The organism is Microbulbifer sp. ABF4_143, assembly GCF_056160225.1.
In genome coordinates this window covers 1-22,315 of record NZ_JBSWWT010000029.1, presented here as the reverse complement: position 1 = coordinate 22,315, position 22,315 = coordinate 1, and the positions used below count along the sequence as shown (strand labels likewise).

The following is a 22,315-nucleotide window of genomic DNA, read 5'->3' as shown; positions in this document are numbered from 1 at the left end:
ATCGACCGGCGCGAGCCCGCGAAATACCAGCAGATTCGCGTATCTGCGCCAGTATTTCGCGGGCGACAATAAAATATATGAGGATTCATATATTTTATTGCCAGGTTAATAGTGTAGAGCGGCTAATCGTCGGTCAGGGTTCTATTGGATTCCGCCATCTGAACCAGCGTTGCCGGCGGATGAAAGCGTTCGCCGTAGGCTTCCGCCAGCTGCCGCGCGCGCCGCTCGAACTGCGCCGGGCCGTACTGGTTGATGTACTGCAGGGCGCCGCCGGTCCAGGGCGGAAAACCGATACCGAAGATGGAGCCGACATTGGCGTCGCGCACGCTGCGCAGCACCTGTTCCTCGTAGCAGCGCAGTGTCTCGATCGCCATCACAAACAGCAGCCGCTCCTTTATATCCTCGAGGGGCGGCTGTTCGCCGGCGGGGAAGGCCTTCGCCAGCCCGGGCCACAGGTGCTTCCTGGCGCCTTCCGGGTAGCTGTAGAAACCGCCGCCGGCGGCCTTGCCGGCGCGGCCCAGTTCCAGCATCTGGTCGATGACCTTGTGCGCCGGGTGCGACGGTGCCTGTTTGCCTTCGCGCTGCAGGTCGGCGATGGTCTGTTGGCGTATCCGCTCCATCAGCGTCAGCGACACCTCGTCGCTGACCGCCAGCGGCCCGACCGGGAAGCCGGCCAGCGGGGCGGCATTCTCGATCGTGGCCGGGTTGACGCCCTCGCCGAGCATCGCAATGCCCTCGTTGGTGAAGCAGCCGAATACCCGCGAGGTGAAAAAACCGCGGCTGTCGTTGACGACGATCGGCGTCTTGCCGATCTGCAGCACGAAGGCGAAGGCGCGCGCGAGGGTGTGCTCGTCGGTTTTCTCGCCGCAGATGATCTCCACCAGCGGCATTTTTTCCGCCGGCGAGAAGAAGTGCAGGCCGATAAAGTTCTGCGGTCGCGCCGCGGCTTCGGCCAGGCCGGTGATCGGCAGCGTCGATGTGTTGGAGGCGAAGACGGCGTCGGCGCCGATTTGCGCCTCGGCCTCGGCGGTGACCCTGGCCTTCAGTTCCCGGTCCTCGAAGACTGCTTCGATAACGAGTTCGCAGCCCTGCAGGTCGGCGGCGCTGTCCGTGGGGCGGATGCGTGCGAGCAGCGCCCGCATGCTTTCTTCGTCGATACGCCCGCGCTCCAGGCGTTTTTGCAGGGATTTTTCCGCGTAGCCTCTGCCCTTCTCGGCGGCTTCCAGCGACACGTCCTTCAGCACCACCTCTATGCCTTTGCCCGCGCAGGCGTAGGCGATGCCGGCGCCCATCATGCCGGCGCCGAGAATGCCGATCTTTTTGATCGGCGCGCTTTCGATATCCCGCGCCGCCTTGCGCACCGGCTCCGGCAGCGAGGCGCCGGCCTTGATCGCATTCAGGCCGAACCAGAAGGTACCGATCATATTCTTCGCCACCTGACCGCAGGTCAGTTCGACAAAGTAGCGCGACTCGATACGGGTGGCGGTGTCGAAGTCCACCTGGGCGCCCTCGATCACTGCGGACAGTATCGCCTCGGGTGCCGGCAGGCAGCCCTTGGTTTTCTGCCGCAGCATCGCCGGCGCGACGATCAGCAGCTGGGCATTCTTGGGGCTCTTCGCATCGCCGCCGGGCATGCGGTAGCCGGGGTCGTCCCACGGCTGCCGGATTTCGGTATCGGCATTGGCGAGAATAAACGCGCGCGCCTGCTCGAGCAGTTCGTCCGGGTCTTTTGCGGTCTGGTGGATCAGGCCCGCGTCCAGCGCCTGCCGCGCGTTCACCTGCTTGCCCTCGAGCAGATAGGGCAGCGCATTCTGGATGCCGAGCAGGCGCGGCATGCGCACACAGCCACCGCCGCCGGGCAGCAGGCCCAGGGTAACTTCCGGCAGGCCGATCTTCACCGATTGCGCGTCCAGCGCTACGCGGTGGTGGCAGCTGAGCGCAAGCTCCCAGCCGCCGCCGAGGGCGGCGCCGTTGATTGCCGCCACCACCGGTTTGCCCTGGGTCTCGAGCCAGCGCAGATCCGCCTTCAGGGATTCGCAGTAACTGAAGAATTCCTCCGCGTCCTCGCGCTTGGCTCTGTACAGCCAGTTCAGGTCGCCGCCGGCAAAAAAGGTGCTCTTGGCCGAGCGCACGACTATGCCGGCATAGTCGTCCCTGCGCAGCCGCTGCGCCGCCTCGTGCAGCGACTCGGCGAAGTCGCGGTCCATCACATTGGCGGACGCGTTGGGGTTGTCCAGGATCAGGTGGACGATGTTGTCGCTGTCTTTTTCCAGGCGAATGGATTTCATGTTTTGTTTCACGCTCTTGCCCCCTACGCCCTTTCGATAATGGTGGCCACACCCATGCCGCCGCCGACACAGAGGGTGACCAGACCGTAGCGCTGAGCGCGCTCTTCCAGTTCGTCCAGCACGGTGCCGATCAGCATGGCGCCGGTGGCGCCCAGGGGGTGGCCCATGGCGATGGCGCCGCCGTTGACGTTGATCTTCTGCGGGTCTACATCCAGTTCGCGCTGGAAGCGCATCACCACCGCGGCGAAGGCCTCGTTGACTTCAAACAGATCGATATCCCCGGCCGTCAGCCCGGCCGCCTTCAGTGCCTTGCGCGCGGCCGGCGCCGGGCCCGTCAGCATGATGGTGGGATCTGTGCCGACCACGGCGGCGGAGACGATGCGCGCGCGCGGCGTGAGACCCAGGTCGCGCCCGGCCTGTTCGCTGCCGATCAGCAGCGCGGCGGCGCCGTCGACGATACCGGAGGAGTTGCCGGCGGTGTGCACATGGTCGATGCGCTCCACCTGCGGGTAGCGGGCGCGGGTGACGCTGTCGAAGCCGAGTTCGCCGAGACCGGCGAAGGAGGGCTTCAGCTGCGCCAGGCCCTCCATCGAGGTGTCCGGGCGCACCAGCTGGTCGCGCTCCAGAATCAGCAGGCCATTCCGGTCGCGCACCGGCACTATGGATTTTGTAAAGGCACCGCGGGTCCAGGCGGCGGTGGCCCGGCGCTGGGATTCCAGCGCGAAGGCGTCCACCGCCTCGCGGCTGAAGCCGCTCAGTGTCGCGATCAGGTCGGCGCCAATGCCCTGCGGCGCGAAGCCGGTATCCATCGCGGTGCGCGGATCCGCGGCCCAGGCGCCGCCGTCGCTGCCCATAGGCACCCGCGACATGGACTCGACGCCGCCGGCCACGACCAGCTGTTCCCAGCCGGAGCGCACCTTGGCCGCGGCCAGGTTGACCGCCTCGGCGCCGGAGGCGCAGAAACGATTCAGCGTCACGCCGCCGATATCCCAGTCCCAGCCGGCCACCAGGGCCGCGGTCTTGGCGATATCGGCGCCCTGGTCGCCGATGGGGGTGACGCAGCCCATGACCACGTCGTCGACTCGCTGTGTATCCAGTTGGGTGCGGCGCTGCAGTTCGCGCAGCAGGTCGGCGAGCAGCGTGACGGGTTTGACTTCGTACAGGGCGCCGCCGGGTTTGCCTTTGCCCCGCGGCGTGCGGATGGCGTCGTAGATATAGGCTTCTGTGGGCACGGTTGAGCCTCTTCTTATTGGTCGTGGTGGAGGCTGCTGCATAGCGCGGCGAGCGGCTGGCTGGCGGCGTTATGAAACAGTTTCTATACCTTAGTTGCACCCGCCGCTGCTGCAATGATGAAAGTCGCCAGGGGCGGTGACTCCGGCGACAGCCTGTGACCATAAAGACAGCTTAGGCTCCCTGGCGGTGGTTATTCGGAATCAAACTAATCCGCTGAATTGGCTGCCATACACTCAGTGGAGACGTTTTGGGAACCACTGAAAAACTACTGCGCGTGCGCCTGGCGGCGCCCGCTCGCTATGTTTTTCAGAGGTCCCATAGATGTAGCGAGCAACGAGGTTTCACTATGGCGGACAATCTTCTGGAGCTGGCGACGCGCCAACTGGGGTCTGCGGGTATAGGCGCGCTGAGCGATGCGCTGGGCCTTCCGGCAGAGAAGGGGGAGTCCGCGGTCAATACCGGGCTTTCTTCCGTGCTCGCGGGCATGCTGCACAAGGGCAGCAGCAAGACCGGTATGGGAAACCTGTTCAATATGGTCACCGGCAGCGGCGACCTGGATTTCGACGCCATCGCCGATGTGTTCAAAGATCCGGAAAAGATGAGCGGCCTGCAGAAAAGCGGCGGCAATATGCTGGAGGGGATTTTCGGCGGCAGGGCCGACCGCATTGGCGAGCTGGTGTCCGTGGCGCTCGGCGCCGGCGACAAAGGCGGCAGCCTGCTGAAGGTGGCGGCGCCGATTGTGGTATCGCTGCTGGGCAGGCTGGTGAAGGGCAGGGGACTGGATGTTTCCAGCCTGGCGTCACTGCTGCTCGCGCAGAAACCCTTTATCCAGGACAAGATTCCCGACGGCCTGCTGAAGGCGCTGGAGGTGCCGAGTTTCGACAAGCTCGGCGCGGCGCTGGTCACCCACGGACACGCGCAGCCACAGGAGCCGCGTCCGCAGGCCCTGCATGCGGAAGAGAAGAAGCGCAGTGGTTTCGGAAAGTGGTTCTGGCCGCTGCTGATCGCGCTGGCCGCGCTCTACGCGCTGAATATGTGCGCGAAGAAGGAAAAAATGGAAGATCGGCCGGGGGAGGTGATCCTGGATGAGGAGTCGGTCCTGATCGAGGAGACCCCGAACGCGGCCGCGAAACCGCCCGGCGACGAGGCCCCGGCGGGCACAGAGGCCGGGACGCAGACGGCGGATTTCGCCGACAGCCTGCGCGAATACCTCGGCAGCGCGGCGCGGGATCCGAACCGGGAGTTCCCGCTGGCGGTCGCGTTCGCCGAGGACAGCGCCGAAGTCACCAGTACCTCGGTGCCGGATGTGGAGGCGCTGGCGAAGATCATGCAGGAAAACCCGGGTCTGACCATTGCCATCGAGGGGCACACGTCCGGCGACGGCGATGAGATAAAAAATCAGGAGCTCTCCCAGGAGCGCGCGGATACGGTGCGCCAGATGCTGGTTGAAAAGGGTATCGATCCCAACCGCGTCACCGCGACCGGCATGGGCTCCGCCAAGCCGGTCGCCGACGACAGCACCGAGGAGGGCAAACAGAAAAACCGCCGCATCAGCGTGCGCGTGGTGACTTTCGAATAGCCAGGTTATTCGCAAACAAAAAATCCCCGCAGCTGCGGGGATTTTTTTGCAACACTCGCGTTCATCCGCTCCTGGCTCAACCGCGGTATTTTTCCCGATAGGCTCCCGGCGCCAGTCCAGTCCATTTCTTGAAGGCGCGGTTGAAGGCGCTGGGTTCCGAGAAGCCGAGGCGCTCGGCGATTTCCGCCACCGCGGTCTCCTGTTTTTTCAGCTGGTACACGGCTATATCCCGGCGCACCGAGTCCTTGATATCCTGCCAGCTGTTGCCCTCTTCCTTCAGGCGCCGGCGCAGTGTCTGCGGCGAGGTGTAGAGACGCGCGGCGACGTCGTCGAGCGACAGGTTCTCTATGCCGTTCTGGCCGGCGAGCATACGGCGGATACGGCCGGTGAAGCTGTTGTCGGACTTGTACTGGGCCAGCAGGCACTCGGGGGCGCGGGTCAGGAATTCCGCCAGTTGCCGCTCGTCGCGCACCAGCGGCATCTGCAGGTAGCGGGTGTTGAACACCAGGCAGGTCTCGCGCTGGTGGAAGTAGTGCCGGCAGGGGAACATATCGCTGTAGTCTTCGTTGTAATCCGGCGGCGGGAAGGCCAGGTGCACCCTTTCCAGCAGTATCGTGCGATCGATCAGCCAGCTGAAAAAGCGCAGCCAGATCACGGCCAGGGACTCGACGAAGATCTGGTTCGGCAGCTGCCTGTGGTTGCCGTGGTGAATCAGCAGTCGCGCCTCCTCGCCGTCCTCGACCAGCTTGATATGCAGGTCGTCGCTGACCATGGATACGAAGCGCCCGGAGCGCAGCAGCGCGCGGCGCAAGTTCGGGCAGCTGATACAGGCGTGGCCCATCATCGCGAAGGTCCCGGGCAGCCAGGGGCGGGCGAGAAAGCCGCCGGACTCGTCGTTCAACAGATCCCACTTGCGGCGCAGCAGGTCGGCCACCTGCTCTCGGCCTATGCGGCTCTCCGGCGCCTCAAGCTGCCGCGGATCTATGCCGCTGTCGCGCAGCAGCTGGTTGCAGTCCAGCCCGGCGGCCCTGGCGCCGGCCAGCAGGGCCCGCACCGCCGCGGCGAGAATGCCCTGGTCGGTTTCACGGAAGTTGGTGTTTCCGCTTTCCAGATTCTCGTGTTCCACTGTCTCAGCCCTCGACTCTAATGTGCTTGCAGCGCCTATCCGCCGATAGGGATCTGGGATTATGCGCAATGCGGACGAGAAAGTCAGGTTTGGTCATTTTGCGGGCGCGCGCCGGCCTGTGGTACAAGGGGGCACTCAGCGAGAACAAGGTGACAGATGACATCGACACTAGAGGCGCAGCTCAACCCCACCATATGCCGGCGTATGCTGATCGCGCACCTGATCGAGCAGCTGCCGAAGCCGAACAACCCCGCGCTGGAGCAGGCCACCGGCTGGCCGCGGCGCACGGTGCAGGACATTATCTCCAAGGGGCTGCCGGGGCACGGCACGCAGGTCGAGTTTGTGCAGCAGGGCGTGCGCAACAACGACGGTTACTACCGGCTGCGCGACTGGGGATCATTCGATCGGGAGTGGGTGCAGAGACACCTGCCGGAGATCTGCCGGGTGTTACAGGTGTCCCTGGACTGAGAATTTCCGCGCGGCTGCGGCGGCCCCTCGCCCGGGGCGCTGCAGCTGTGTGCTTACTGCTGTGACTGCTGCAGCAGCTTGTTGACCCTTTCCACCAGCGCCGGATCCGACTTCAGGCTGGTCGCTATCTGCTGATACTGGTCTTTGGAGAGGCCGGTCTTCTCAATGGCCGCGATCATTTTGCTCTGCGCCTCCCGGTTGATCGCTTCTGCCTCCTCGATATCGGTGGCTGCCTGCACCTTGGGTGCGTACTCGCGGCTGAGCAGGACTATGGCGCGGTAGGCGTCGGCAAACTGCTGCAGTTGCGGTTCGCTGTACGCCACTTTCTGCGCGGTGGCCTGGGCGGTATCCGTCTGCGCCTGGGCAAGAGGCAGGCCTATGAGTAGCGCGAGTGCGGCAAAACAAATGGCGGGTGTTTTCATTGTGCACCTCGAATAGGTCGGGGACGCTTTTGCTTCGGCGAGAGGGCAGCCAGCGTCTTTAGGGCTACAACGTCAGTCTCCCGCCCGGGAATCCGGCCCGGGCAAAAAAATGCGGTGTTGTCAGCACAGGGTAGACGGTTTGCGCGGCGCGTTGCGCTATTTGCCGCCAGCCATACGAATTTTTGTCGGCGCCGGGCGGGCGCTCAGAAAAGGCCGAGGAACTTCCTGCGCCGCTTCAGGGAAGACTCGCAGCCGTTCAACTGGCGCTGGTAGCTCTGCGCGCGCGCGGAGACTTTGCGGGAGACATTTTTCAGCCAGGTTTTGTTTCTAAAAGTGCGCCGGTTAAAGCCACCCTGTCCCTCGTGGTAGGCCAGATAGAGGTGATAGGTATCGTGGGGCTTGATACGGCACTGGCGCGCGCTGGTGTTGTTGTACCAGCCGACGAAGTCGATGGCATCGCCGAAGTCGTCGCGGTCGGCGCCGTAGTTGAAGGTCGAGCGCTGGTAGCTGCGCCAGGTGCTGCCCAGCGCCTGCGGGTAGCCGTAGGCGTCGGACGGGCGCGGGCCGGGAATAAATCCGAGAATCTTGGTGCGCGGCGGGCGCGCGTCGTGCACGAAGCGGGATTCCTGGTGCAATATCGCCATCATCGTGGCCACCGGAGAGCCCCATTTCTCCTCCGCCTCCTTGGCCTCGCGGTACCAGTCCTTCTTCTCGCGGAAGATGGAGCAGATATCGTCGGGGTTGCTCGGCGGGCTGGTGGCGCAGCCCGCGCTCAGCGCGATGGCGGCGATCAGCGGGCCCAGGATCCGTCGGTTGTTGTTTTTCCACATGGCGATACTGTTGCTTCGTCTGATCCGAGTTGTTCGTCTGGTCCGGGGCTATGGGGTGCTTATCGGGCGCTGAAGGTTTTGACCCCGGACGTGGTGCCGAGCAGCAGCAGGTCCGCCGGGCGCAGGGCGAAGATGCCGTTGGTCACCACGCCGGCGATATTGTTGATCGCCTCTTCCAGAGCTTTGGGCTCGGTGATCTTCAGATTGTGCACATCGAGGATCACATTGCCGTTGTCGGTGGTCACCCCCTGGCGGTAGACCGGGTCGCCGCCCAGCTTGACCAGCTCCCGCGCCACCAGCGAGCGCGCCATAGGAATCACCTCCACCGGCAGCGGGAAGTCGCCGAGCACCGGCACCCACTTGCTCTCGTCGGCGATGCAGACGAATTCGTCGGAGGCGGCGGCGACTATCTTCTCCCTTGTGAGTGCCGCGCCGCCGCCCTTGATCAGCTGCAGCGCCGGGTTGGCCTCGTCGGCGCCATCCACATAGAACTGGATGCCGTCGACGCTGTTCAGGTCGTAGACGGGGATGCCGTGGGACTTGAGCCGCTCGGCGGAGGCCTCGGAGCTGGCCACGGTGCCGTCGAACTGCCCCTTGATCTCCGCCAGGTAGTCGATAAAGAAGTTGGCGGTGGAGCCGGTGCCGACGCCGACGATGGAATCGGCTTCCAGTTTCGGGGCGATATAGTCCACCGCGGCGCGGGCCGTGGCCTTTTTCAGTTCGTCCTGGGTCATACCGGAGAAGGTTTCCTGTGCAATCATTTGTATTTATTTGCCTCCCTTGAAGGAAAATATGGCGCGAAACCGGCTTTCCTGTGGCAAATATGTTGGCGGAGGATTAGACTGGCCTGCCGGTGTAGCGCGCCCCCAAGCTTTGCCAGAGTGCATACTGAAAGCTGTCGCGCACAGAATTACTATCCGCTACGGCCACCGAATGACGCCATGCCCAAGTCCTATATCAAGCGCATTTTAGACGCGCGCATTTACGATGTCGCCACCGAGACGCCGCTGGAGCCGATGCGCCAGCTGTCGCACCGCCTGAACAACCGCATTCTGCTCAAGCGCGAGGACCTGCAGCCGGTGTTTTCCTTCAAGGTGCGCGGCGCCTACAACAAGCTGCTGCGGCTGCCGGCCGAGCAGCGCGCCCGCGGCGTCATCGCCGCCTCCGCCGGCAACCACGCCCAGGGGCTGGCGCTGGGGGCGGCGCAGCTGGGGGTGCGCGCGACCATCGTGATGCCGAAGACGACCCCGCAGATCAAGGTGGGCGCAGTGCGTATGCGCGGCGCCGAGGTGGTGCTGCACGGCGACACCTTCGACGAGGCGGCGGCGCGCGCGAAGGAACTGGTGGCCGAGCGCGGCCTGACCTTCGTGCACCCCTACGACGACCCGGACGTGATCGCCGGCCAGGGCACTGTGGCGATGGAGCTGCTGCGCCAGCACTCCGGCAACCTGGATGCAGTCTTTATTCCGGTGGGCGGCGGCGGTCTCGCCGCGGGCATGGCCGCCTATATCAAGTATGTGCGTCCGGAGGTGCAGGTCTACGCGGTGGAGCCGGAGGACGCCGCCTGCCTGAAGGCGGCACTGGATGCCGGCGAGCGGGTGCGCCTGCCGCAGGTGGGCCTCTTCGCCGACGGCGTCGCCGTGGCGCAGATCGGCGAGGAGACCTTCCGCGTGCTGCGCGAGACGGTGGACGGCGTTATCACCGTGACCACCGACGAGATCTGCGCGGCGATCAAGGATATCTTTGAAGACACCCGTTCCATCGCCGAGCCCGCCGGCGCCGTGGGCCTGGCGGGGCTGAAGAAATACGTAGAGCAGAGCGGCAGCCGCAACGCGGCCCTGGCCACCGTGTGCAGCGGCGCCAACACCAATTTCGACCGCCTGCGCTATATCAGCGAGCGTACCGAGATCGGCGAGAAGCGCGAGGCGGTGCTGGCGGTGACCATCCCCGAGCGCGCCGGCAGCTACCTGCAGTTCTGCCGCGACCTGGGCGACCGCGCCATCACCGAGTTCAACTATCGTTTCGCCGGTGGCGATGGGCGCTACGCCAACAGCGGTGAGGCGCATATCTTCGTCGGCCTGCAGGTGGCCGCGGACGCCGACCGGCGCCAGCTGGTGGAACAGCTGCAGGCCGGCGGCTACCGGGTCACCGACCTGACCGACAACGAGATGGCCAAGCTGCATATCCGCCACCTGGTGGGCGGCCGCGCGCCGGGCCTGGCCGACGAGGTGGTCTACCGCTTCGAGTTTCCGGAGCGCCCCGGGGCGCTGCGCAAGTTCCTCGAGCAGCTGGCCGGGCGCTGGAACATCACCCTGTTCCACTACCGCAACCACGGCGCCGCCTACGGCCGCGTGCTGGCCGGGCTGCAGGTGGCCCCGGAAGAGCGGAGGCAGCTGCGGGAGCTGCTCGACCAGCTGCAGTTCCCCTTCTGGGACGAGACCGGCAACCCCGCCTACCGCTTCTTCCTCGCCAGCTGACGGCCCCGGCCGCGCAGGCCGGACAGCTGGGCCCGCTTAGACAGGAGGCAGCCGCCGCCGGGTAGACCAGGAGGGCGCGCCTGTCTAACTTTTTCGGGTAAAAATGCGACAAAATTCGCAAAAAACATTCAGCTTCCGGTTACTATTTCACCGCTTCTCGAGTATCTTCCCCGCTGTGGAACTTTTGCGTTGAGTTGAATCTAACGCGGGGTGAAACGCTGATTACAAGGCGTATAACAAAAACAGCCGATCTAACAGGATGGTCCCAATGAAACCCGATGCACTGACAATCGCCGTGGTTGTCTTTGTCGCGGGCGTACTGCTGAGCAGCACAGGTCTGACCGAGGTCTTCGCCTCGGATCCGGAACCGCCGGCTGCGCTACAGCAGGGCGTGGTGACACGCTAGTCCGCAAACAAGCAAAAAAGGCCGAACGCCTGCGCGTTCGGCCTTTTTTGTTGCGCGGATAACGGCCGCCGCCCACGGAGCCGTCTCAGCGGCAGAGGTAGATCCGTTGCTCGGTCACCACCGCATCCAGCGGAATATCCCAGCTGTCGGTGGGCAGCTGCGGCACGCACTGCAACTGGTGGGCCGCGCCTATCAGGGTCGGGCCGGCGCCGGGCATCAGCCGCTTGAAGGCGAAGGTGCGGTCGTAGAAACCGGCCCCCATGCCCAGGCGGGCGCCGCTCGGGTCGAAGGCCACCAGCGGCACCAGTACCAGATCCAGCCCCTGCGGCGGCTGGCTGGGGCCGCGCAGCGGCTCGGGTATGCGGAAGCGGTTGCGGTAGCCCAGAGGCCCCCCGTGCCAGCGGCGAAAGCGCATATGCGGGTGCGGTTCCGCCGGCAGTACCGGCAGGTAGAAGTGCTTGTCGGCAAAGCGCCGCTGCAGCCAGCGGATATCCAGCTCCCCGTCCATCGGCCAGTAGATGCCGATATGCCTGGCTCTCTGCAGGTAGGGGCTGCGGCTCAGGTTGATGGTGGCGGCGCGACCGTGCTGGCGCTGCTGGTAGATACTCAGCCGGCGTCGGGCCGCGCGCATGCGGCGGCGCAGCTGAGCCTTTTCGGATCGGGCTTGGCTTTCGGTCATTCTTCGGGAGGATTGGTTGGAAGGAACCCCGAGTGTGCGGCTGAAGACGTAGCCTTGAACCGTAAAGTTCAAGGTGGCGGCCTCCGGGATACATAAGGCTTTCCGCTGCGCGGCGGACTTGCACACCAGCATCCGCTGGAAACCACCCGGGTCAGATTATCGGCTCGAGGACATAGTCAACTGGCCAACACCCCAGGGCAAGGAAATTATAACTCGAGGCGGCGGAAAAGGCTAAGGAACCTCTGAATAACTCCATGGCCTCTCTGGCTTTCAGAGCGGCTCACAATCAAGGCGCGACTTTGCGGGAATGTCTAGACCTTTCAAAAAGTCGCAACGCAGAGTGTGAATCGCTCTGAAAGCCCCGCAGGGCGGGCCCTGAAGCATGCACCTGCGGCGTTGCAGCTCTTGCAAAGGGGCCGCAGAGAGGCTATGGAGTTATTCAGAGGTTCCCTAAGTGAGGATTTCGCGCAAAATCTGCTTGCGTTGGATCTGTCAAGTTCTGCCGGGGCGAATCGCGGCGGCGGGATAAAAAATTCAGCTTTCGTCTGCGTCTATCTTGCCCAGCGCCGACTGGACCTTGTCCTGCAGCCGGTCGAGCATCTCCTGCTCCAGCGGTATACGCGTGAGTTCCGCCTTGGCCTGAATCAACTCGTGGGCGATATTCAGCGCCGCCATCACCGCGATACGCTCCAGCCCGATCACCGAGCCGCTGGCGCGGATACGCGACATGCGCTCGTGCAGCAGGCGCGCGGAGGCCTGCAACTCGGCCCGCTCCTCTTCCTTGCAGGCGACGCGGTACTCCTTGTCGAGTATGGAGACGGTAACGGTTTCGGCGGTCGGCACTGAGTCAGCCATCAGGAATCTTGTGCTAGCCCCTTGAGGCGGTTGATCATGGCTTCAACCCGCGAGCGGGCGGCCTCATTGTTTTTTACCAGGCGCTGGCGTTCGCGCTGCCACTCTGCTTCCTGCTGGCGCAGCTTGCGGTTGTCATCGGCCAGCTGCTGGCAGCGGGCGATCAGGGTGTCCACAGTGCTTTCTAGCGCTTGCAGCTTATCCATAAATCCTGCGTTTGGTGTCCTCGACTGGGTTCGCAACACGACAGACTGCGAGGGATTCCGCTACTATATTGCCGGTGTATGGGTGGGTCAATCGCCCCGCCTGCGCGGGCAATCACAAATTCGTGCGCGCGAACGGCTCGCCGGACACAGTTGCGGCGAACTGAATAAACTCTGATCAAAATAGAAAGATTACCGGGCAGTAACTATGACGCGAGCAGGCAACGAATTCGAATCCCTGGCCAATGCCATTCTCGCCGCCGGGGGGCAGGCCGATCCCAGTGAGCTGCACGGATTTGTCTGCGGCCTGCTGGCCGCAGGCGCCAGCCCGGACAAAAAACGCTGGCAAAAAGAGCTGGGAGAATTTCTGCAACTGGACGCGGTGCCCGCGGACCTGAAGCGGGACTTTCTGCGGCTGGCCGAAGACAGCGACCGGCAGCTGCGCGACAGCAATTTCGATTTCCAGTTGCTGCTCAGCGATGACGAAGACATAGGCGCGAGAGCGCTGACTCTGGGCCACTGGTGCCAGGGATTCCTGCAGGGATTTGGCATCGGTGGGCACCGGGGAGAGCTGCAGCCGACCAGCAGCGAGGCCTTGCGGGATATCGGCGCCATCGCACAGGTGGACGCCGAGCACGCGGAGGCCTCCGAGGAGGCGGAAAGCCAGCTGCTGGAATTGCAGGAATATGTGCGCGTGGCGGTGCTGAATATCTTTACCGAGTCGTCGGCCGGAAAGCCGGCAGCCGCAGGCGGCGGGCGCAAATCCGGCGGCGGGCCCACTGTGCACTGATGAGCTCTTCCAGAACTGCACCCGCGGGGATTTCCAGGGCCGAATACGCCCGCCGCCGCGCACGCCTGATCGCCGGCCTGGCGCCGGACAGCCTGGCCATAGTCCCCGCCGCGCGCGAACAGCCGCGCTCGCGGGATACCTATTTTCCCTTCCGCCAGGACAGCGATTTTCTCTACCTGAGCGGATTCAACGAGCCGGAGGCGCTACTGGTACTGGTGCCCGGTCGCGCCCAGGGGGAGGCGCTGCTGTTCTGCCGCGAGCGCGATGCGGAAAAAGAGCGCTGGGACGGGCCGCGTCTCGGGCCGGAGCGCGCCGCCGAGCAGTGCGGTCTCTGCGACGCCTTCCCGATTAGCGACCTGGACGACATACTGCCGGGCCTGCTCGAGGGCCGCACCCATATCTACTATACGATGGGCCGTTTCCCTCAGCTGGACCGGCGCCTGCAGAACTACCTGCAGGCCATAGCGGCGGCGCCGGGTAGCGGCGGCGTGCCGGAGATAGTCGACCTGGACCACCTGCTACACGACCTGCGCCTGTACAAGAGCGCCCAGGAACTGCGGTTGCTGGCGCACGCCGCCGAGATCACCGCCGAGGCGCACCGCCGCGCCATGGCCCGCTGCCGCCCGGGGCAGTTCGAGTACCAGCTGGAGGCGGAACTGCTGCACACCTTCGCCTGCGCCGGCGCGCGCGAACCCGCCTATCCGTCCATCGTCGGCGGCGGCAGGAATGCGCTGGTGATGCACTACTGCAGCAACAGTGCGCCGCTCAGGAGCGGCGACCTGGTGCTGGTGGATGCCGGTTGCGAATACCGCGGCTACGCCGCCGACGTGACCCGCACCTACCCGGTCAACGGCCGTTTCAGCGGCGTGCAGAGGGCGCTGTACGAAGTGGTGTTGGCCGCGCAGCTGGCCGCGATAGAGCAGATCCGCGCGGGCAACCACTGGGACCAGCCCCACGCCGCCAGTGTCGCGGTGATCACCCGCGGCCTTGTGGATCTGGGACTGCTGCGCGGCGAGGTCGACGGCCTGATAGAGTCCGGCGCCTATCGCCGCTTCTATATGCACCGCGCGGGTCACTGGCTGGGCATGGACGTGCACGACGTCGGCGACTACCGTGTGCACGGGCAGTGGCGCCAGCTGGAGCCGGGCATGGTGATGACGGTGGAGCCGGGCATCTATATCGCCGCGGACGACGCGCAGGTGCCGGAGAAATTCCGCGGTATCGGCATCCGTATCGAGGACGATGTGGCACTGACCAAAGAGGGGCCGCGGGTGCTGTCGGCGGCGGCGCCGAAGGCGGTCGCCGATATCGAATACACGATGCGCCAGGGGCAGGACCTGGTGCAGGAGGAGCTGTGGTGAATGCGCTGAGCGAACAGAGAGTGGATGTGGCCATCGTCGGCGGCGGCATGGCCGGCGCCAGCCTGGCGCTGATGCTGGCGCACTACTGCCCGCAGCTGTCGGTGGCACTGCTGGAGCAGCGGGCGCTGCCGGACGCGGGCGCCAGCGTGCGGCTGCCGAGCTTCGACACCCGCGCCACCGCCATCGCCGCCGGCAGCCTGCGGCTGTTCGCCGAGTTGGGCCTGTGGCCGGCGCTGCGCGACTACTGCGCGCCGATTCGGCGCATCCAGGTCAGCGATCGCGGCCGCGCGGTCGGTATGTCGATGCGGGCGGAGCAACAGCAGCGCGCCAGTTTCGAGGGAATGCTCGGCGCGGTGGTGGAGAACGCCGCGCTGGGGCCGATACTGTACGGCGCCCTGGCGCAGACCCGGGTGCGCCTGCTGGCGCCGGCCCGGGCCGCCGGCGTGCGCATGGACCGGGGCGGCGCCGAATTGCGCTGGCGCGGCGCGGACGGCGGTGCGGAGGCCGGCCTGCGCGCCGCGCTGCTGGTCATCGCGGACGGCGTCGACTCACCCCTGTGCCGGCAACTGGGTATCGGCATAGACAAGGTGGAGTACCGGCAGCGGGCCCTGGTCACTACAGTAGGGCTGCAGCGGGACTGCGCCGGCACCGCCTACGAGCGCTTCACCGACGCCGGCCCGATGGCGCTGTTGCCGCTGCCGAAGCGGGACGGCCAGCACCGCATGGCACTGGTGTGGACCTGTGCCGAGGAGGACGCGGCGGCCCTGTGCGAGTTGCCGGAGGGCGAATTTGTCCGGCGCCTGCAGAAGACCTTCGGCTGGCGCGCCGGCCGCATAGAGCGGGCCGGCAGGCCGCACAGCTATCCGCTCAGCCTGTCTCTGGCGCGGGAGCAGTGGCGCCGCAACCTGGTGCTGGTGGGCAATTGCGCCCACTTCCTGCACCCGGTGGCGGGGCAGGGGTTCAACCTGACCCTGCGCGACTGCTACGGCCTGGCGCAGGCCCTGAGGCGGGCGGATCTGGCGCGAGATTCATCTACACAGCTAGACTTGTTACAGGACTATGGCCGCGACCGCCGTATGGATCAGCAGTTGACCATCGGCTTCAGCGACCGCATACCGCCGCTCTTCGCCGCCCCCGGCCTGCTGGCGCGGGGACTGCGCCAGGCGGGGTTGCTCGGCCTGACGCTGGCGCCGCCACTGCGCGCGAGTTTTATCGGCCAGGCGGCCGGTTTTGGGCTTTAATTGTCTGCCGGGTCACTACTGCGGGACGCACTATGAACAGACATCGTTTGGATATCGCCATCGTCGGCGCCGGCATGGTGGGCATGGCCCAGGCCGCACTGCTGGCGGTGCGCCACCCGCAGCTGCAGGTGGCGCTGCTGGAGGCGGCCACCGAGGTGCCGCAGGTGCCCGCCGATCACTACGACCCGCGGGTGGTCGCGCTGACGCAGGCCTCGCGGGAGCTGCTCGAAGAGATCGGCGCCTGGGCCGAAATCGGCGAGCGGCGCGCCTGCCCCTATACCGAGATGCGCGTCTGGGACGCAGAGGGCACCGGCTCCGTGTGCTTCAACAGCCGCGACGTGCAGTTGCCGAACCTCGGTCATATCGTCGAGAACAATGTCGTGGTGGCGGCGTTGCGCGCGCGCCTCGAGGCGCTGCCGAACGTGGAGCTGGTGAACGGCTTCCGCCTCGAGAGCTGGTGGCGCGACTGCGGCCTCTGGTGCCTGCAGCCGCGCAGCGACCGCGTCGACGCGATCGAGGGGCTGGAGGAGAGTGGCGAGGTGCTGCGCACGCGCCTGCTGATCGGCGCCGACGGCGCCCGCTCCAAGGTTCGCGACCTGCTGCGCATCCGCTCCCAGGACACAGACTACCGCCAGGTGGCGCTGGTGTGCGTGGCGCGCACAGAGCAGCCCCACCGGCACACCGCCTGGCAGCGCTTCCTGAAAACCGGCCCGCTGGCCTTTCTGCCGCTGGCCGGCCTCGGTGACGAGAACCACTGCGCGGTGGTCTGGTCGGCGGACGAGGAGCTGGCGCGGGAGCTGGTGATGCTGGACGACCAGGCCTTCTGCCTGAACCTGGAAAAGGCCTTCGAGAGCCGCCTCGGCAGGGTGGAGTCCGTCAGCGAGCGCTTCTCCTTCCCGCTGCGCGCGCGCCACGCCGAATCCTATTGCGGGCCCGGGGCGGTGCTGATCGGCGACGCGGCCCACAGCATTCACCCGCTGGCGGGGCAGGGGGTGAACCTGGGCCTGCAGGATGTGCGCGTGCTCTGCGACGAGATAGGCCGCGCGCTGAAGCGCGGCCTGGAGCCTGCGGATCCCTCGGTGCTGGCGCGCTACCAGCGCCGCCGCCGCGGCGACAACGCCGCGACCCTGAAGGCCATGAGTACGTTCAAATCCCTGTTCGGCGCCGGCGACCTGCACTGGCGCTGGCTGCGCAACACCGGGCTCAGTGTGGTGGATGCGAGCCCGCTGCTGAAAAAACGTATCATCCTGCGCGCCATGGCGGTGTAGCGCACTGGCGCCGCAGCGGCGGCGGGGCCTGTGCCCGCCGGCTGCAGTCGTGCTTAAATAGCGCGGTGATTTACTAACAAGGCCTCTCACTCTTGAGCGACTGGACCGCCGTCTATCAGTTCCCCATCGATAGAGATCTCAGCGAGCTGGCGCAGTTTATCCGGCGCTACCGGCTGCCGCTGCGCATCAGCGAAGAAAACAACCGTCAGATACTGTCGTCGCTGGACCCGCACCTGGGCGAAATACTGTTGCCGCTGCTGCGGCGCTGGGATGCCGGGGAGGTCAGCCTTGCCGATGTGCATCTGGAAGCGGCGCCCGCGGATACACAGACGGAAGAGGCGGGGCGGCCGGAGAGCACGGAGACTGGTGCAGGCGTCGCGCAACCCGGGGAAGCGGATCGGGCCCCCGCGCCGATGTATCCGCTGCCCGGCTGGCCCTGGCGAAGAACGCCGCTCAGCCTGGTTTTGATCGGCCTGTGCTTTCTCGGCTGGTTCTTGCTGGCGAACGATCTCGTCGACGCACTGCTGATCTATCCGGATCGCGGCGGCGACTTCCGGCTGGATCAATCGACGCTGGCCTGGCACTGGGTACACGGAGAGTACTGGCGTTTGTGGACGCCGGCGCTGGTGCATTTCTCTCTGCCCCACGCGCTGTTCAATGCGCTGGGGGTCTGGATACTCGGGCGCTCCCTTGAGGCGCGCGCCGGGTCCCTGGCCTTTGCCGCGCTGGTATTGGTCAGCGCGGCGGCTTCCAACCTGAGCCAGTATTACTGGTCGCCACAGATCGCCTTCGGCGGCATGTCCGGCGTCGTCTACGCGCTGGTCGGCGCCGTATTCGTGTTGCAGCGCTGGCAGCCCGGCTGGCGCGATGTGCCCGCCGGCATAGTCGCGCTGGCGGTCGGCTGGCTGCTGTTGTGTGCGACCGGGCTAATCACCTTGATTTTCGGTGTCGGCGTCGCCAATGCCGCGCATATCGGCGGATTCGTCTGCGGCCTGCTGTTGGCGGTGGTTTACTGCCTCGCCGGCGGTGCGCGACGCTTCGCCCCCGAGACAGCCACAACGAGAGCCCCGTAAGAGCCCCATGATTTTACTGATCGTCTATGTCCTGATTGCGCTCGGTTTTTCCTTCCTGTGCTCCATTGCCGAGTCGGTGATTCTCAGCGTGACCACGCCCTATGTCAGCCTGCTCGAGCGCGAAGGGCACAGGGCCGGGCGACTGTTGCGCAAGCTGAAGGCGGATATCAACGCGCCGCTGGCCGCGATCCTGACCCTCAATACCATCGCCCACACCGCCGGTGCCGCCGGCGCCGGCGCCCAGGCCGCGGCGGTGTTCGGCAGCCAGTACCTGGGCATCGCCTCGGCAATACTGACACTGTTGATCCTGGTCTTTTCCGAAATCATTCCGAAGACACTCGGCGCCCTGTACTGGCGGCAGCTGGCGCCGGTGATGGCCTATGCACTGCGCTTTCTCGTGTGGTTGCTGTACCCGTTTGTAAAAATGTCCGAGTGGCTGACCCGCGGCATGTCGCGCGGGCCGACACTGACCGGCTTCAGCCGCGACGAATTCGCGATCATGGCGGAGCTGGGTGAGGCCGAGGGACAGTTGGAGCGGCGCGAGTCGAATATCCTGCGCAACCTGTTTTTCACCCTGCGCGATCACTCGGTGCGTGAGGTGATGACGCCGCGCACCGTGGTCTTCTCCCTGTCGCAGGATGCGACCCTGGGCGCGTCTTACGAGGATGTGGAAAAAAGCCGCTTTTCCCGCATCCCGGTGTACGAGCAGGGGGACCCGGACTGCGTGGTGGGTTTTGTGTTGAAGCAGGAGCTGTTGCTCGCCTTCGCCAAGGGGGAGGGGGAGAGGAGGCTGTCGGAATTCCGCCGCGACCTGCTGATGCTGCCGGAGACCGCCACCATCTACCAGGCCTTCCAGAAGATGCTGTCGCGGCGCGTGCAGATCAGCGCGGTGCTGGACGAGTACGGCCGCCTGGAGGGGCTGGTCACGCTCGAAGACCTGCTGGAGACGCTGCTCGGCGAGGAAATTGTCGACGAGGCGGACAAGACACCGGACCGCCAGGAACTGGCCAAACGGTTGTGGCGACTGCGCTCGAAACGCTACGGGCTGAAGGTGGACGAAGGCGCGCAACCGGAAAATGGTGCCCGGGAGGAGGACGCGGACTCCGAGGCTGAAAAGCGCTCTGACTAGCAGGCTGCTGAAAAAGTATTCTCGGCAGCCTGCTGGTCCGGCCATGGATGGCCGGATCGCAGATCAAGCACCTAAGTGCTTGATTTGTCGTGGAGGGTTTGCGGATATGCGCCGCAAACCCGGGCTGAAAAAAACCAAGGATGGTTTTTTCAGCAGCCTGACAGCGGCGGCTGCGCGCCCGCCTCACAGCGCCGGGTCGACACAGTCGCCGAGACTGTTGTTGACCCGGAACCAGCCGGTGACACTGTAGCGCGGCCGGTGCACCGGCAGCACCTCGTGGGGAAATTCCTCGCTGAGAAAAATCACCATCTGTCCGAAGCGCGGCGCCACCTTCAGAAACGGCTCCGCGCAGGCGGCGCCCGCGGTTTCCGGCCGGTAGAGTGCCAGTTCACCGCCGTCGCGCGGCTGCCAGTTGGGCGTCAGGTAGAGCACGGTGCTGAGCACCCGGTTGGTGCCGCCCTTGAACGCGTCCAGATGCTTTTTGTAGAAGGTGCCGCGGGCGTAGTAGGCGTAGTGACACTCGTAGTCGAACAGCCCCAGATACAGGCGCCGGTTCAGCCCCAGGCGCAGCGTCTCCATCCAGCCCAGGTAGGCGGCGACGGCCGGGTTGGCGCCGTCCAGCCAGAAGATCTCGTCGCCGCGCACGAAGCGGTTCAGCTGCCGCTCTTCATCGCGGCCTATGCCGGCGCGCCTGAAGCGCTCGCGGTCGATGGATTTGAAGTGGCGCAACAGGCGCCCGAGCAGGGCCGGTGGCAGCGGCGCCGGCAGCACAATATAGCCGTCCTTGCGCAGCGCTGCGGCGATCAGGTCCATCGGGTCGCCGTCGCGGGGGCCCGAGTGGCGCTCCCGCGTGAGGGCGGAAACTGCGGTGTTCAATCTGATGCTATGCCTCGTGCGAAAAGGTTGGCGCCGCCGCAGACAGTGGGGTGCGGCACCCGGGCGGGTGGCTGCCAGGGAATCGGAATTGCGGTGGGGGCGGCCCGGGTGCGTTCTTATACCGCCAAAAGCGCCGGCGGCAAAGCCCCTTTGGCCCGCGGGTGGCGCCGGCCCCGGCCTGTTGCGCAGATTCCGAATCTTTGGCGGCGACAGGGGCGCGCGGCAGTGTATCGTCCCGGCGCCTGCTAGGCTTGCAGAATATTGCCGTCTGGTAACGCCGGCGGCGCAACCGCTAGAATACGCGGCTTTCTTACCTGGTGAATCGAGAACAAGAGATGGGAAACAGAACGCCACTGTATGACACGCATGTCGCGATGGGCGGCAAAATGGTGGATTTCGGCGGATGGGATATGCCGCTGCACTACGGCTCACAACTCGAGGAGCACAACAAGGTGCGCACCGACGCGGGCATGTTCGATGTCTCCCATATGACCGTGGTGGACGTGGATGGCGACGGCGCGCGCGACTACTTGCGCTATCTGCTGGCCAACGACGTGGCCAAGCTGGACGGCACTCCGGGCAAGGCCCTCTACACCGGCATGCTGAACGAGAAGGGCGGTGTGGTCGACGACCTGATCGTCTACCTGCGCGATCCCGGTTACCGGGTGGTGGTCAACTGCGCTACGCGCGAGAAAGACCTGGCGTGGATGAGCCGGCACGCGGAATCCTTCGATGTGACCCTGAGCGAGCGCCCGCAGCTGGCCATGATCGCGATCCAGGGGCCGCAGGCGCTGGCCAAGACCAAGGAGGTGCTCGGCATCGAGTGGACCGCCGCCATCGACGGTCTGAAGGTGTTCCAGAGCGTGGCGCGCGGCGAATGGTTTGTGGCCCGCACCGGCTACACCGGCGAAGACGGCCTGGAAATCATGTTGCCGTGCGAGGATGCCAGCGGCTTCTGGCGCGCTCTGGCGGATGCCGGCGTGGCCCCCTGCGGCCTGGGCGCCCGCGACACTCTGCGCCTCGAGGCCGGCATGAATCTCTACGGCCACGAGATGGACGAAGACACGTCGCCGCTGGTGGCCAACATGGCCTGGACCATCGCCTGGCAGCCGGAGGACCGCGACTTTATCGGCCGCGTGCCGCTGGAACAGGAGAAGGCCGCCGGCGTGAAGGAAAAACTGGTCGGACTGGTGCTGGAGGAGCGCGGCGTGCTGCGTGCCGGACTGCCGGTGGTGGTGGACGGCGCCGAGGAGCGCGGTATTATCACCAGCGGAACCTTTTCGCCCACACTGGGCTACTCTATTGCGCTGGCGCGGGTACCGGTTTCCATCGGTGAGACCGCCCATGTGGAGATGCGCAAGAAAGAGGTGCCGGTGAAGGTGGTGAAGCCCTGCTTCGTGCGCAACGGCAAATCGGTGATTTGAGGGTTGTTTCCTGCCCCCGGCCCAGCCCGGACATCGAGAACTAATTTAAAAAATGCTTAATCGAGGGATCACAGAATGAGCGAGATTCGCAGCGAACTGAAATACCTGTCCAGCCATGAGTGGGCGCGGCTGGAAGAGGACGGCACCGTCACCGTCGGCATCAGCGACCACGCCCAGGACGCGCTGGGCGATGTGGTTTACGTCGAGACCCCGGAAGTGGGCACCACCCTGGCGGCGGGCGACGAGGCCGGTGTGGTGGAATCCGTGAAGGCGGCCAGCGACATCTACTCGCCGGTTTCCGGCGAGGTGATCGCAGTCAACGAGGCGCTGGAAGACGCCCCGGAAACCGTCAACGCCTCCCCCTACGACGACGGCTGGTTCTTCCGCGTCAAGCCGAGCGATGTCAGCGAGCTGGACAATATGCTCGATGCCGACGCCTACCGGGCCGAATCCGAGGAGTAATCCTCGAACGGCAACAGGCAATAAAAAAGGTTCTTCGCAGATTGGCGTGAAAAAGTAGGCTGGCGGTTGTTGGCTGGGTAAAGTTTGGTTCGCCAAAACACAACAATCCCCGAACCAACACCGCCAGA

The 22,315-nt window shown here is 65.3% G+C and carries 22 protein-coding genes and 1 other RNA gene; 12 read left to right on the top strand and 11 right to left on the bottom strand.

Annotation, left to right across the window (positions count from 1 at the left end):
• Positions 1–122: 122 nt before the first annotated feature.
• The gene (locus tag ACXAF3_RS17025) at positions 123–2,288 is read right to left on the bottom strand and encodes a 3-hydroxyacyl-CoA dehydrogenase NAD-binding domain-containing protein (protein WP_475113492.1); all 2,166 of its coding nucleotides are present in this window, start codon (positions 2,286–2,288) and stop codon (positions 123–125) included.
• 23 nt (positions 2,289–2,311) lie between these two features.
• Positions 2,312–3,520 carry an acetyl-CoA C-acetyltransferase gene (locus ACXAF3_RS17020; RefSeq protein ID WP_475113491.1) on the bottom strand — a complete coding sequence of 403 codons (1,209 nt, stop codon included), beginning with the start codon at positions 3,518–3,520 and terminating at the stop codon, positions 2,312–2,314.
• Between the two features lie 347 nt (positions 3,521–3,867).
• Between ACXAF3_RS17020 and ACXAF3_RS17015 the strand changes: the two genes are divergently transcribed.
• Entirely contained in the window at positions 3,868–5,100 is a 1,233-nt protein-coding gene (locus ACXAF3_RS17015) for an OmpA family protein (RefSeq protein WP_475113490.1), read from the top strand.
• 76 nt (positions 5,101–5,176) lie between these two features.
• On the opposite strand, the gene ACXAF3_RS17010 is transcribed toward ACXAF3_RS17015, so the two are convergent.
• Complete coding sequence (locus tag ACXAF3_RS17010) at positions 5,177–6,226, bottom strand: AraC family transcriptional regulator (RefSeq protein ID WP_475113489.1); 1,050 nt, start codon at positions 6,224–6,226, stop codon at positions 5,177–5,179.
• A 156-nt stretch (positions 6,227–6,382) separates the two neighbouring features.
• Between ACXAF3_RS17010 and ACXAF3_RS17005 the strand changes: the two genes are divergently transcribed.
• Positions 6,383–6,694 carry a helix-turn-helix domain-containing protein gene (locus ACXAF3_RS17005; RefSeq protein ID WP_475113488.1) on the top strand — a complete coding sequence of 104 codons (312 nt, stop codon included), beginning with the start codon at positions 6,383–6,385 and terminating at the stop codon, positions 6,692–6,694.
• A 53-nt stretch (positions 6,695–6,747) separates the two neighbouring features.
• Here the strand turns inward: ACXAF3_RS17005 and ACXAF3_RS17000 are convergent, their stop codons facing one another.
• The 3 genes from ACXAF3_RS17000 to rpiA form a co-directional block, all read right to left on the bottom strand.
• On the bottom strand, positions 6,748–7,116 hold the full coding sequence (locus ACXAF3_RS17000; RefSeq protein ID WP_475113487.1) for a DUF4168 domain-containing protein: 369 nt from the start codon (positions 7,114–7,116) through the stop codon (positions 6,748–6,750).
• Positions 7,117–7,319: 203 nt separating this feature from the next.
• Complete coding sequence (locus tag ACXAF3_RS16995) at positions 7,320–7,946, bottom strand: transglycosylase SLT domain-containing protein (RefSeq protein WP_475113486.1); 627 nt, start codon at positions 7,944–7,946, stop codon at positions 7,320–7,322.
• Positions 7,947–8,005: 59 nt separating this feature from the next.
• Complete coding sequence (gene rpiA / locus ACXAF3_RS16990) at positions 8,006–8,680, bottom strand: ribose-5-phosphate isomerase RpiA (protein WP_475113496.1); 675 nt, start codon at positions 8,678–8,680, stop codon at positions 8,006–8,008.
• Between the two features lie 207 nt (positions 8,681–8,887).
• Between rpiA and ilvA the strand changes: the two genes are divergently transcribed.
• The gene (ilvA, locus tag ACXAF3_RS16985) at positions 8,888–10,423 is read left to right on the top strand and encodes a threonine ammonia-lyase, biosynthetic (RefSeq protein WP_475113485.1); all 1,536 of its coding nucleotides are present in this window, start codon (positions 8,888–8,890) and stop codon (positions 10,421–10,423) included.
• Positions 10,424–10,691: 268 nt separating this feature from the next.
• Complete coding sequence (locus tag ACXAF3_RS16980; RefSeq protein ID WP_193189208.1) at positions 10,692–10,829, top strand: hypothetical protein; 138 nt, start codon at positions 10,692–10,694, stop codon at positions 10,827–10,829.
• Positions 10,830–10,914: 85 nt separating this feature from the next.
• Here the strand turns inward: ACXAF3_RS16980 and ACXAF3_RS16975 are convergent, their stop codons facing one another.
• The 4 genes from ACXAF3_RS16975 to ACXAF3_RS16960 all read right to left on the bottom strand — a co-directional run bounded on the left by ACXAF3_RS16975 (position 10,915) and on the right by ACXAF3_RS16960 (position 12,566).
• A complete protein-coding gene (locus ACXAF3_RS16975; RefSeq protein WP_475113484.1) occupies positions 10,915–11,508 on the bottom strand; it encodes a 5-formyltetrahydrofolate cyclo-ligase in 594 nt (197 codons plus the stop codon).
• 21 nt (positions 11,509–11,529) lie between these two features.
• Positions 11,530–11,710: non-coding RNA, 6S RNA (gene ssrS, locus ACXAF3_RS16970), on the bottom strand.
• A gap of 332 nt (positions 11,711–12,042) precedes the next feature.
• Complete coding sequence (locus ACXAF3_RS16965) at positions 12,043–12,363, bottom strand: cell division protein ZapA (protein WP_475113483.1); 321 nt, start codon at positions 12,361–12,363, stop codon at positions 12,043–12,045.
• Positions 12,363–12,566: a TIGR02449 family protein gene (locus tag ACXAF3_RS16960; RefSeq protein ID WP_475113482.1), complete on the bottom strand. Its 204-nt coding sequence runs from the start codon at positions 12,564–12,566 to the stop codon at positions 12,363–12,365. Before ACXAF3_RS16960 ends, ACXAF3_RS16965 begins: the two co-directional genes overlap by 1 nt.
• Positions 12,567–12,771: 205 nt before the next feature.
• Between ACXAF3_RS16960 and ACXAF3_RS16955 the strand changes: the two genes are divergently transcribed.
• The 6 genes from ACXAF3_RS16955 to ACXAF3_RS16930 all read left to right on the top strand — a co-directional run bounded on the left by ACXAF3_RS16955 (position 12,772) and on the right by ACXAF3_RS16930 (position 19,425).
• Positions 12,772–13,353: a UPF0149 family protein gene (locus tag ACXAF3_RS16955; protein WP_475113481.1), complete on the top strand. Its 582-nt coding sequence runs from the start codon at positions 12,772–12,774 to the stop codon at positions 13,351–13,353.
• On the top strand, positions 13,353–14,714 hold the full coding sequence (gene pepP / locus ACXAF3_RS16950; protein ID WP_475113480.1) for a Xaa-Pro aminopeptidase: 1,362 nt from the start codon (positions 13,353–13,355) through the stop codon (positions 14,712–14,714). The genes ACXAF3_RS16955 and pepP overlap by 1 nt, the downstream gene beginning before the upstream one ends.
• Complete coding sequence (locus ACXAF3_RS16945) at positions 14,708–15,955, top strand: FAD-dependent oxidoreductase (protein WP_475113479.1); 1,248 nt, start codon at positions 14,708–14,710, stop codon at positions 15,953–15,955. The genes pepP and ACXAF3_RS16945 overlap by 7 nt, the downstream gene beginning before the upstream one ends.
• Positions 15,956–15,987: 32 nt before the next feature.
• A complete protein-coding gene (locus tag ACXAF3_RS16940; RefSeq protein ID WP_475113478.1) occupies positions 15,988–17,223 on the top strand; it encodes a UbiH/UbiF/VisC/COQ6 family ubiquinone biosynthesis hydroxylase in 1,236 nt (411 codons plus the stop codon).
• A gap of 92 nt (positions 17,224–17,315) precedes the next feature.
• Entirely contained in the window at positions 17,316–18,296 is a 981-nt protein-coding gene (locus tag ACXAF3_RS16935; protein WP_475113477.1) for a rhomboid family intramembrane serine protease, read from the top strand.
• A gap of 7 nt (positions 18,297–18,303) precedes the next feature.
• Entirely contained in the window at positions 18,304–19,425 is a 1,122-nt protein-coding gene (locus ACXAF3_RS16930; protein WP_475113476.1) for a CNNM domain-containing protein, read from the top strand.
• A 183-nt stretch (positions 19,426–19,608) separates the two neighbouring features.
• Here the strand turns inward: ACXAF3_RS16930 and ACXAF3_RS16925 are convergent, their stop codons facing one another.
• Positions 19,609–20,301 (bottom strand): 2OG-Fe(II) oxygenase, encoded by a 693-nt coding sequence (locus ACXAF3_RS16925; RefSeq protein ID WP_475113475.1) that lies wholly within the window; start codon positions 20,299–20,301, stop codon positions 19,609–19,611.
• Positions 20,302–20,636: 335 nt separating this feature from the next.
• Here ACXAF3_RS16925 and gcvT point away from each other — a divergent pair, with 335 nt between their 5' ends.
• Together gcvT and gcvH are read left to right on the top strand one after the other, a co-directional pair.
• Complete coding sequence (gene gcvT / locus ACXAF3_RS16920) at positions 20,637–21,725, top strand: glycine cleavage system aminomethyltransferase GcvT (RefSeq protein WP_475113474.1); 1,089 nt, start codon at positions 20,637–20,639, stop codon at positions 21,723–21,725.
• A 75-nt stretch (positions 21,726–21,800) separates the two neighbouring features.
• Positions 21,801–22,187, top strand: coding sequence for a glycine cleavage system protein GcvH (gcvH, locus tag ACXAF3_RS16915; RefSeq protein WP_475113473.1), 387 nt, complete (start codon positions 21,801–21,803; stop codon positions 22,185–22,187).
• Positions 22,188–22,315 lie beyond the last annotated feature (128 nt).

What these genes read in the sequence shown, in the direction of transcription:
- ACXAF3_RS17025 (WP_475113492.1), bottom strand. Translation starts at nt 2,288, where the DNA reads ATGAAATCCATTCGCCTGGAAAAAGACAGCGACAACATCGTCCACCTG.
- ACXAF3_RS17015 (WP_475113490.1), top strand. Translation starts at nt 3,868, where the DNA reads ATGGCGGACAATCTTCTGGAGCTGGCGACGCGCCAACTGGGGTCTGCG.
- ACXAF3_RS17005 (WP_475113488.1), top strand. Translation starts at nt 6,383, where the DNA reads ATGACATCGACACTAGAGGCGCAGCTCAACCCCACCATATGCCGGCGT.
- ACXAF3_RS17000 (WP_475113487.1), bottom strand. Translation starts at nt 7,116, where the DNA reads ATGAAAACACCCGCCATTTGTTTTGCCGCACTCGCGCTACTCATAGGC.
- ACXAF3_RS16995 (WP_475113486.1), bottom strand. Translation starts at nt 7,946, where the DNA reads ATGTGGAAAAACAACAACCGACGGATCCTGGGCCCGCTGATCGCCGCC.
- rpiA (WP_475113496.1), bottom strand. Translation starts at nt 8,680, where the DNA reads ATGACCCAGGACGAACTGAAAAAGGCCACGGCCCGCGCCGCGGTGGAC.
- ilvA (WP_475113485.1), top strand. Translation starts at nt 8,888, where the DNA reads ATGCCCAAGTCCTATATCAAGCGCATTTTAGACGCGCGCATTTACGAT.
- ACXAF3_RS16980 (WP_193189208.1), top strand. Translation starts at nt 10,692, where the DNA reads ATGAAACCCGATGCACTGACAATCGCCGTGGTTGTCTTTGTCGCGGGC.
- ACXAF3_RS16975 (WP_475113484.1), bottom strand. Translation starts at nt 11,508, where the DNA reads ATGACCGAAAGCCAAGCCCGATCCGAAAAGGCTCAGCTGCGCCGCCGC.
- ACXAF3_RS16965 (WP_475113483.1), bottom strand. Translation starts at nt 12,363, where the DNA reads ATGGCTGACTCAGTGCCGACCGCCGAAACCGTTACCGTCTCCATACTC.
- ACXAF3_RS16960 (WP_475113482.1), bottom strand. Translation starts at nt 12,566, where the DNA reads ATGGATAAGCTGCAAGCGCTAGAAAGCACTGTGGACACCCTGATCGCC.
- ACXAF3_RS16955 (WP_475113481.1), top strand. Translation starts at nt 12,772, where the DNA reads ATGACGCGAGCAGGCAACGAATTCGAATCCCTGGCCAATGCCATTCTC.
- pepP (WP_475113480.1), top strand. Translation starts at nt 13,353, where the DNA reads ATGAGCTCTTCCAGAACTGCACCCGCGGGGATTTCCAGGGCCGAATAC.
- ACXAF3_RS16940 (WP_475113478.1), top strand. Translation starts at nt 15,988, where the DNA reads ATGAACAGACATCGTTTGGATATCGCCATCGTCGGCGCCGGCATGGTG.
- ACXAF3_RS16930 (WP_475113476.1), top strand. Translation starts at nt 18,304, where the DNA reads ATGATTTTACTGATCGTCTATGTCCTGATTGCGCTCGGTTTTTCCTTC.
- gcvT (WP_475113474.1), top strand. Translation starts at nt 20,637, where the DNA reads ATGGGAAACAGAACGCCACTGTATGACACGCATGTCGCGATGGGCGGC.
- gcvH (WP_475113473.1), top strand. Translation starts at nt 21,801, where the DNA reads ATGAGCGAGATTCGCAGCGAACTGAAATACCTGTCCAGCCATGAGTGG.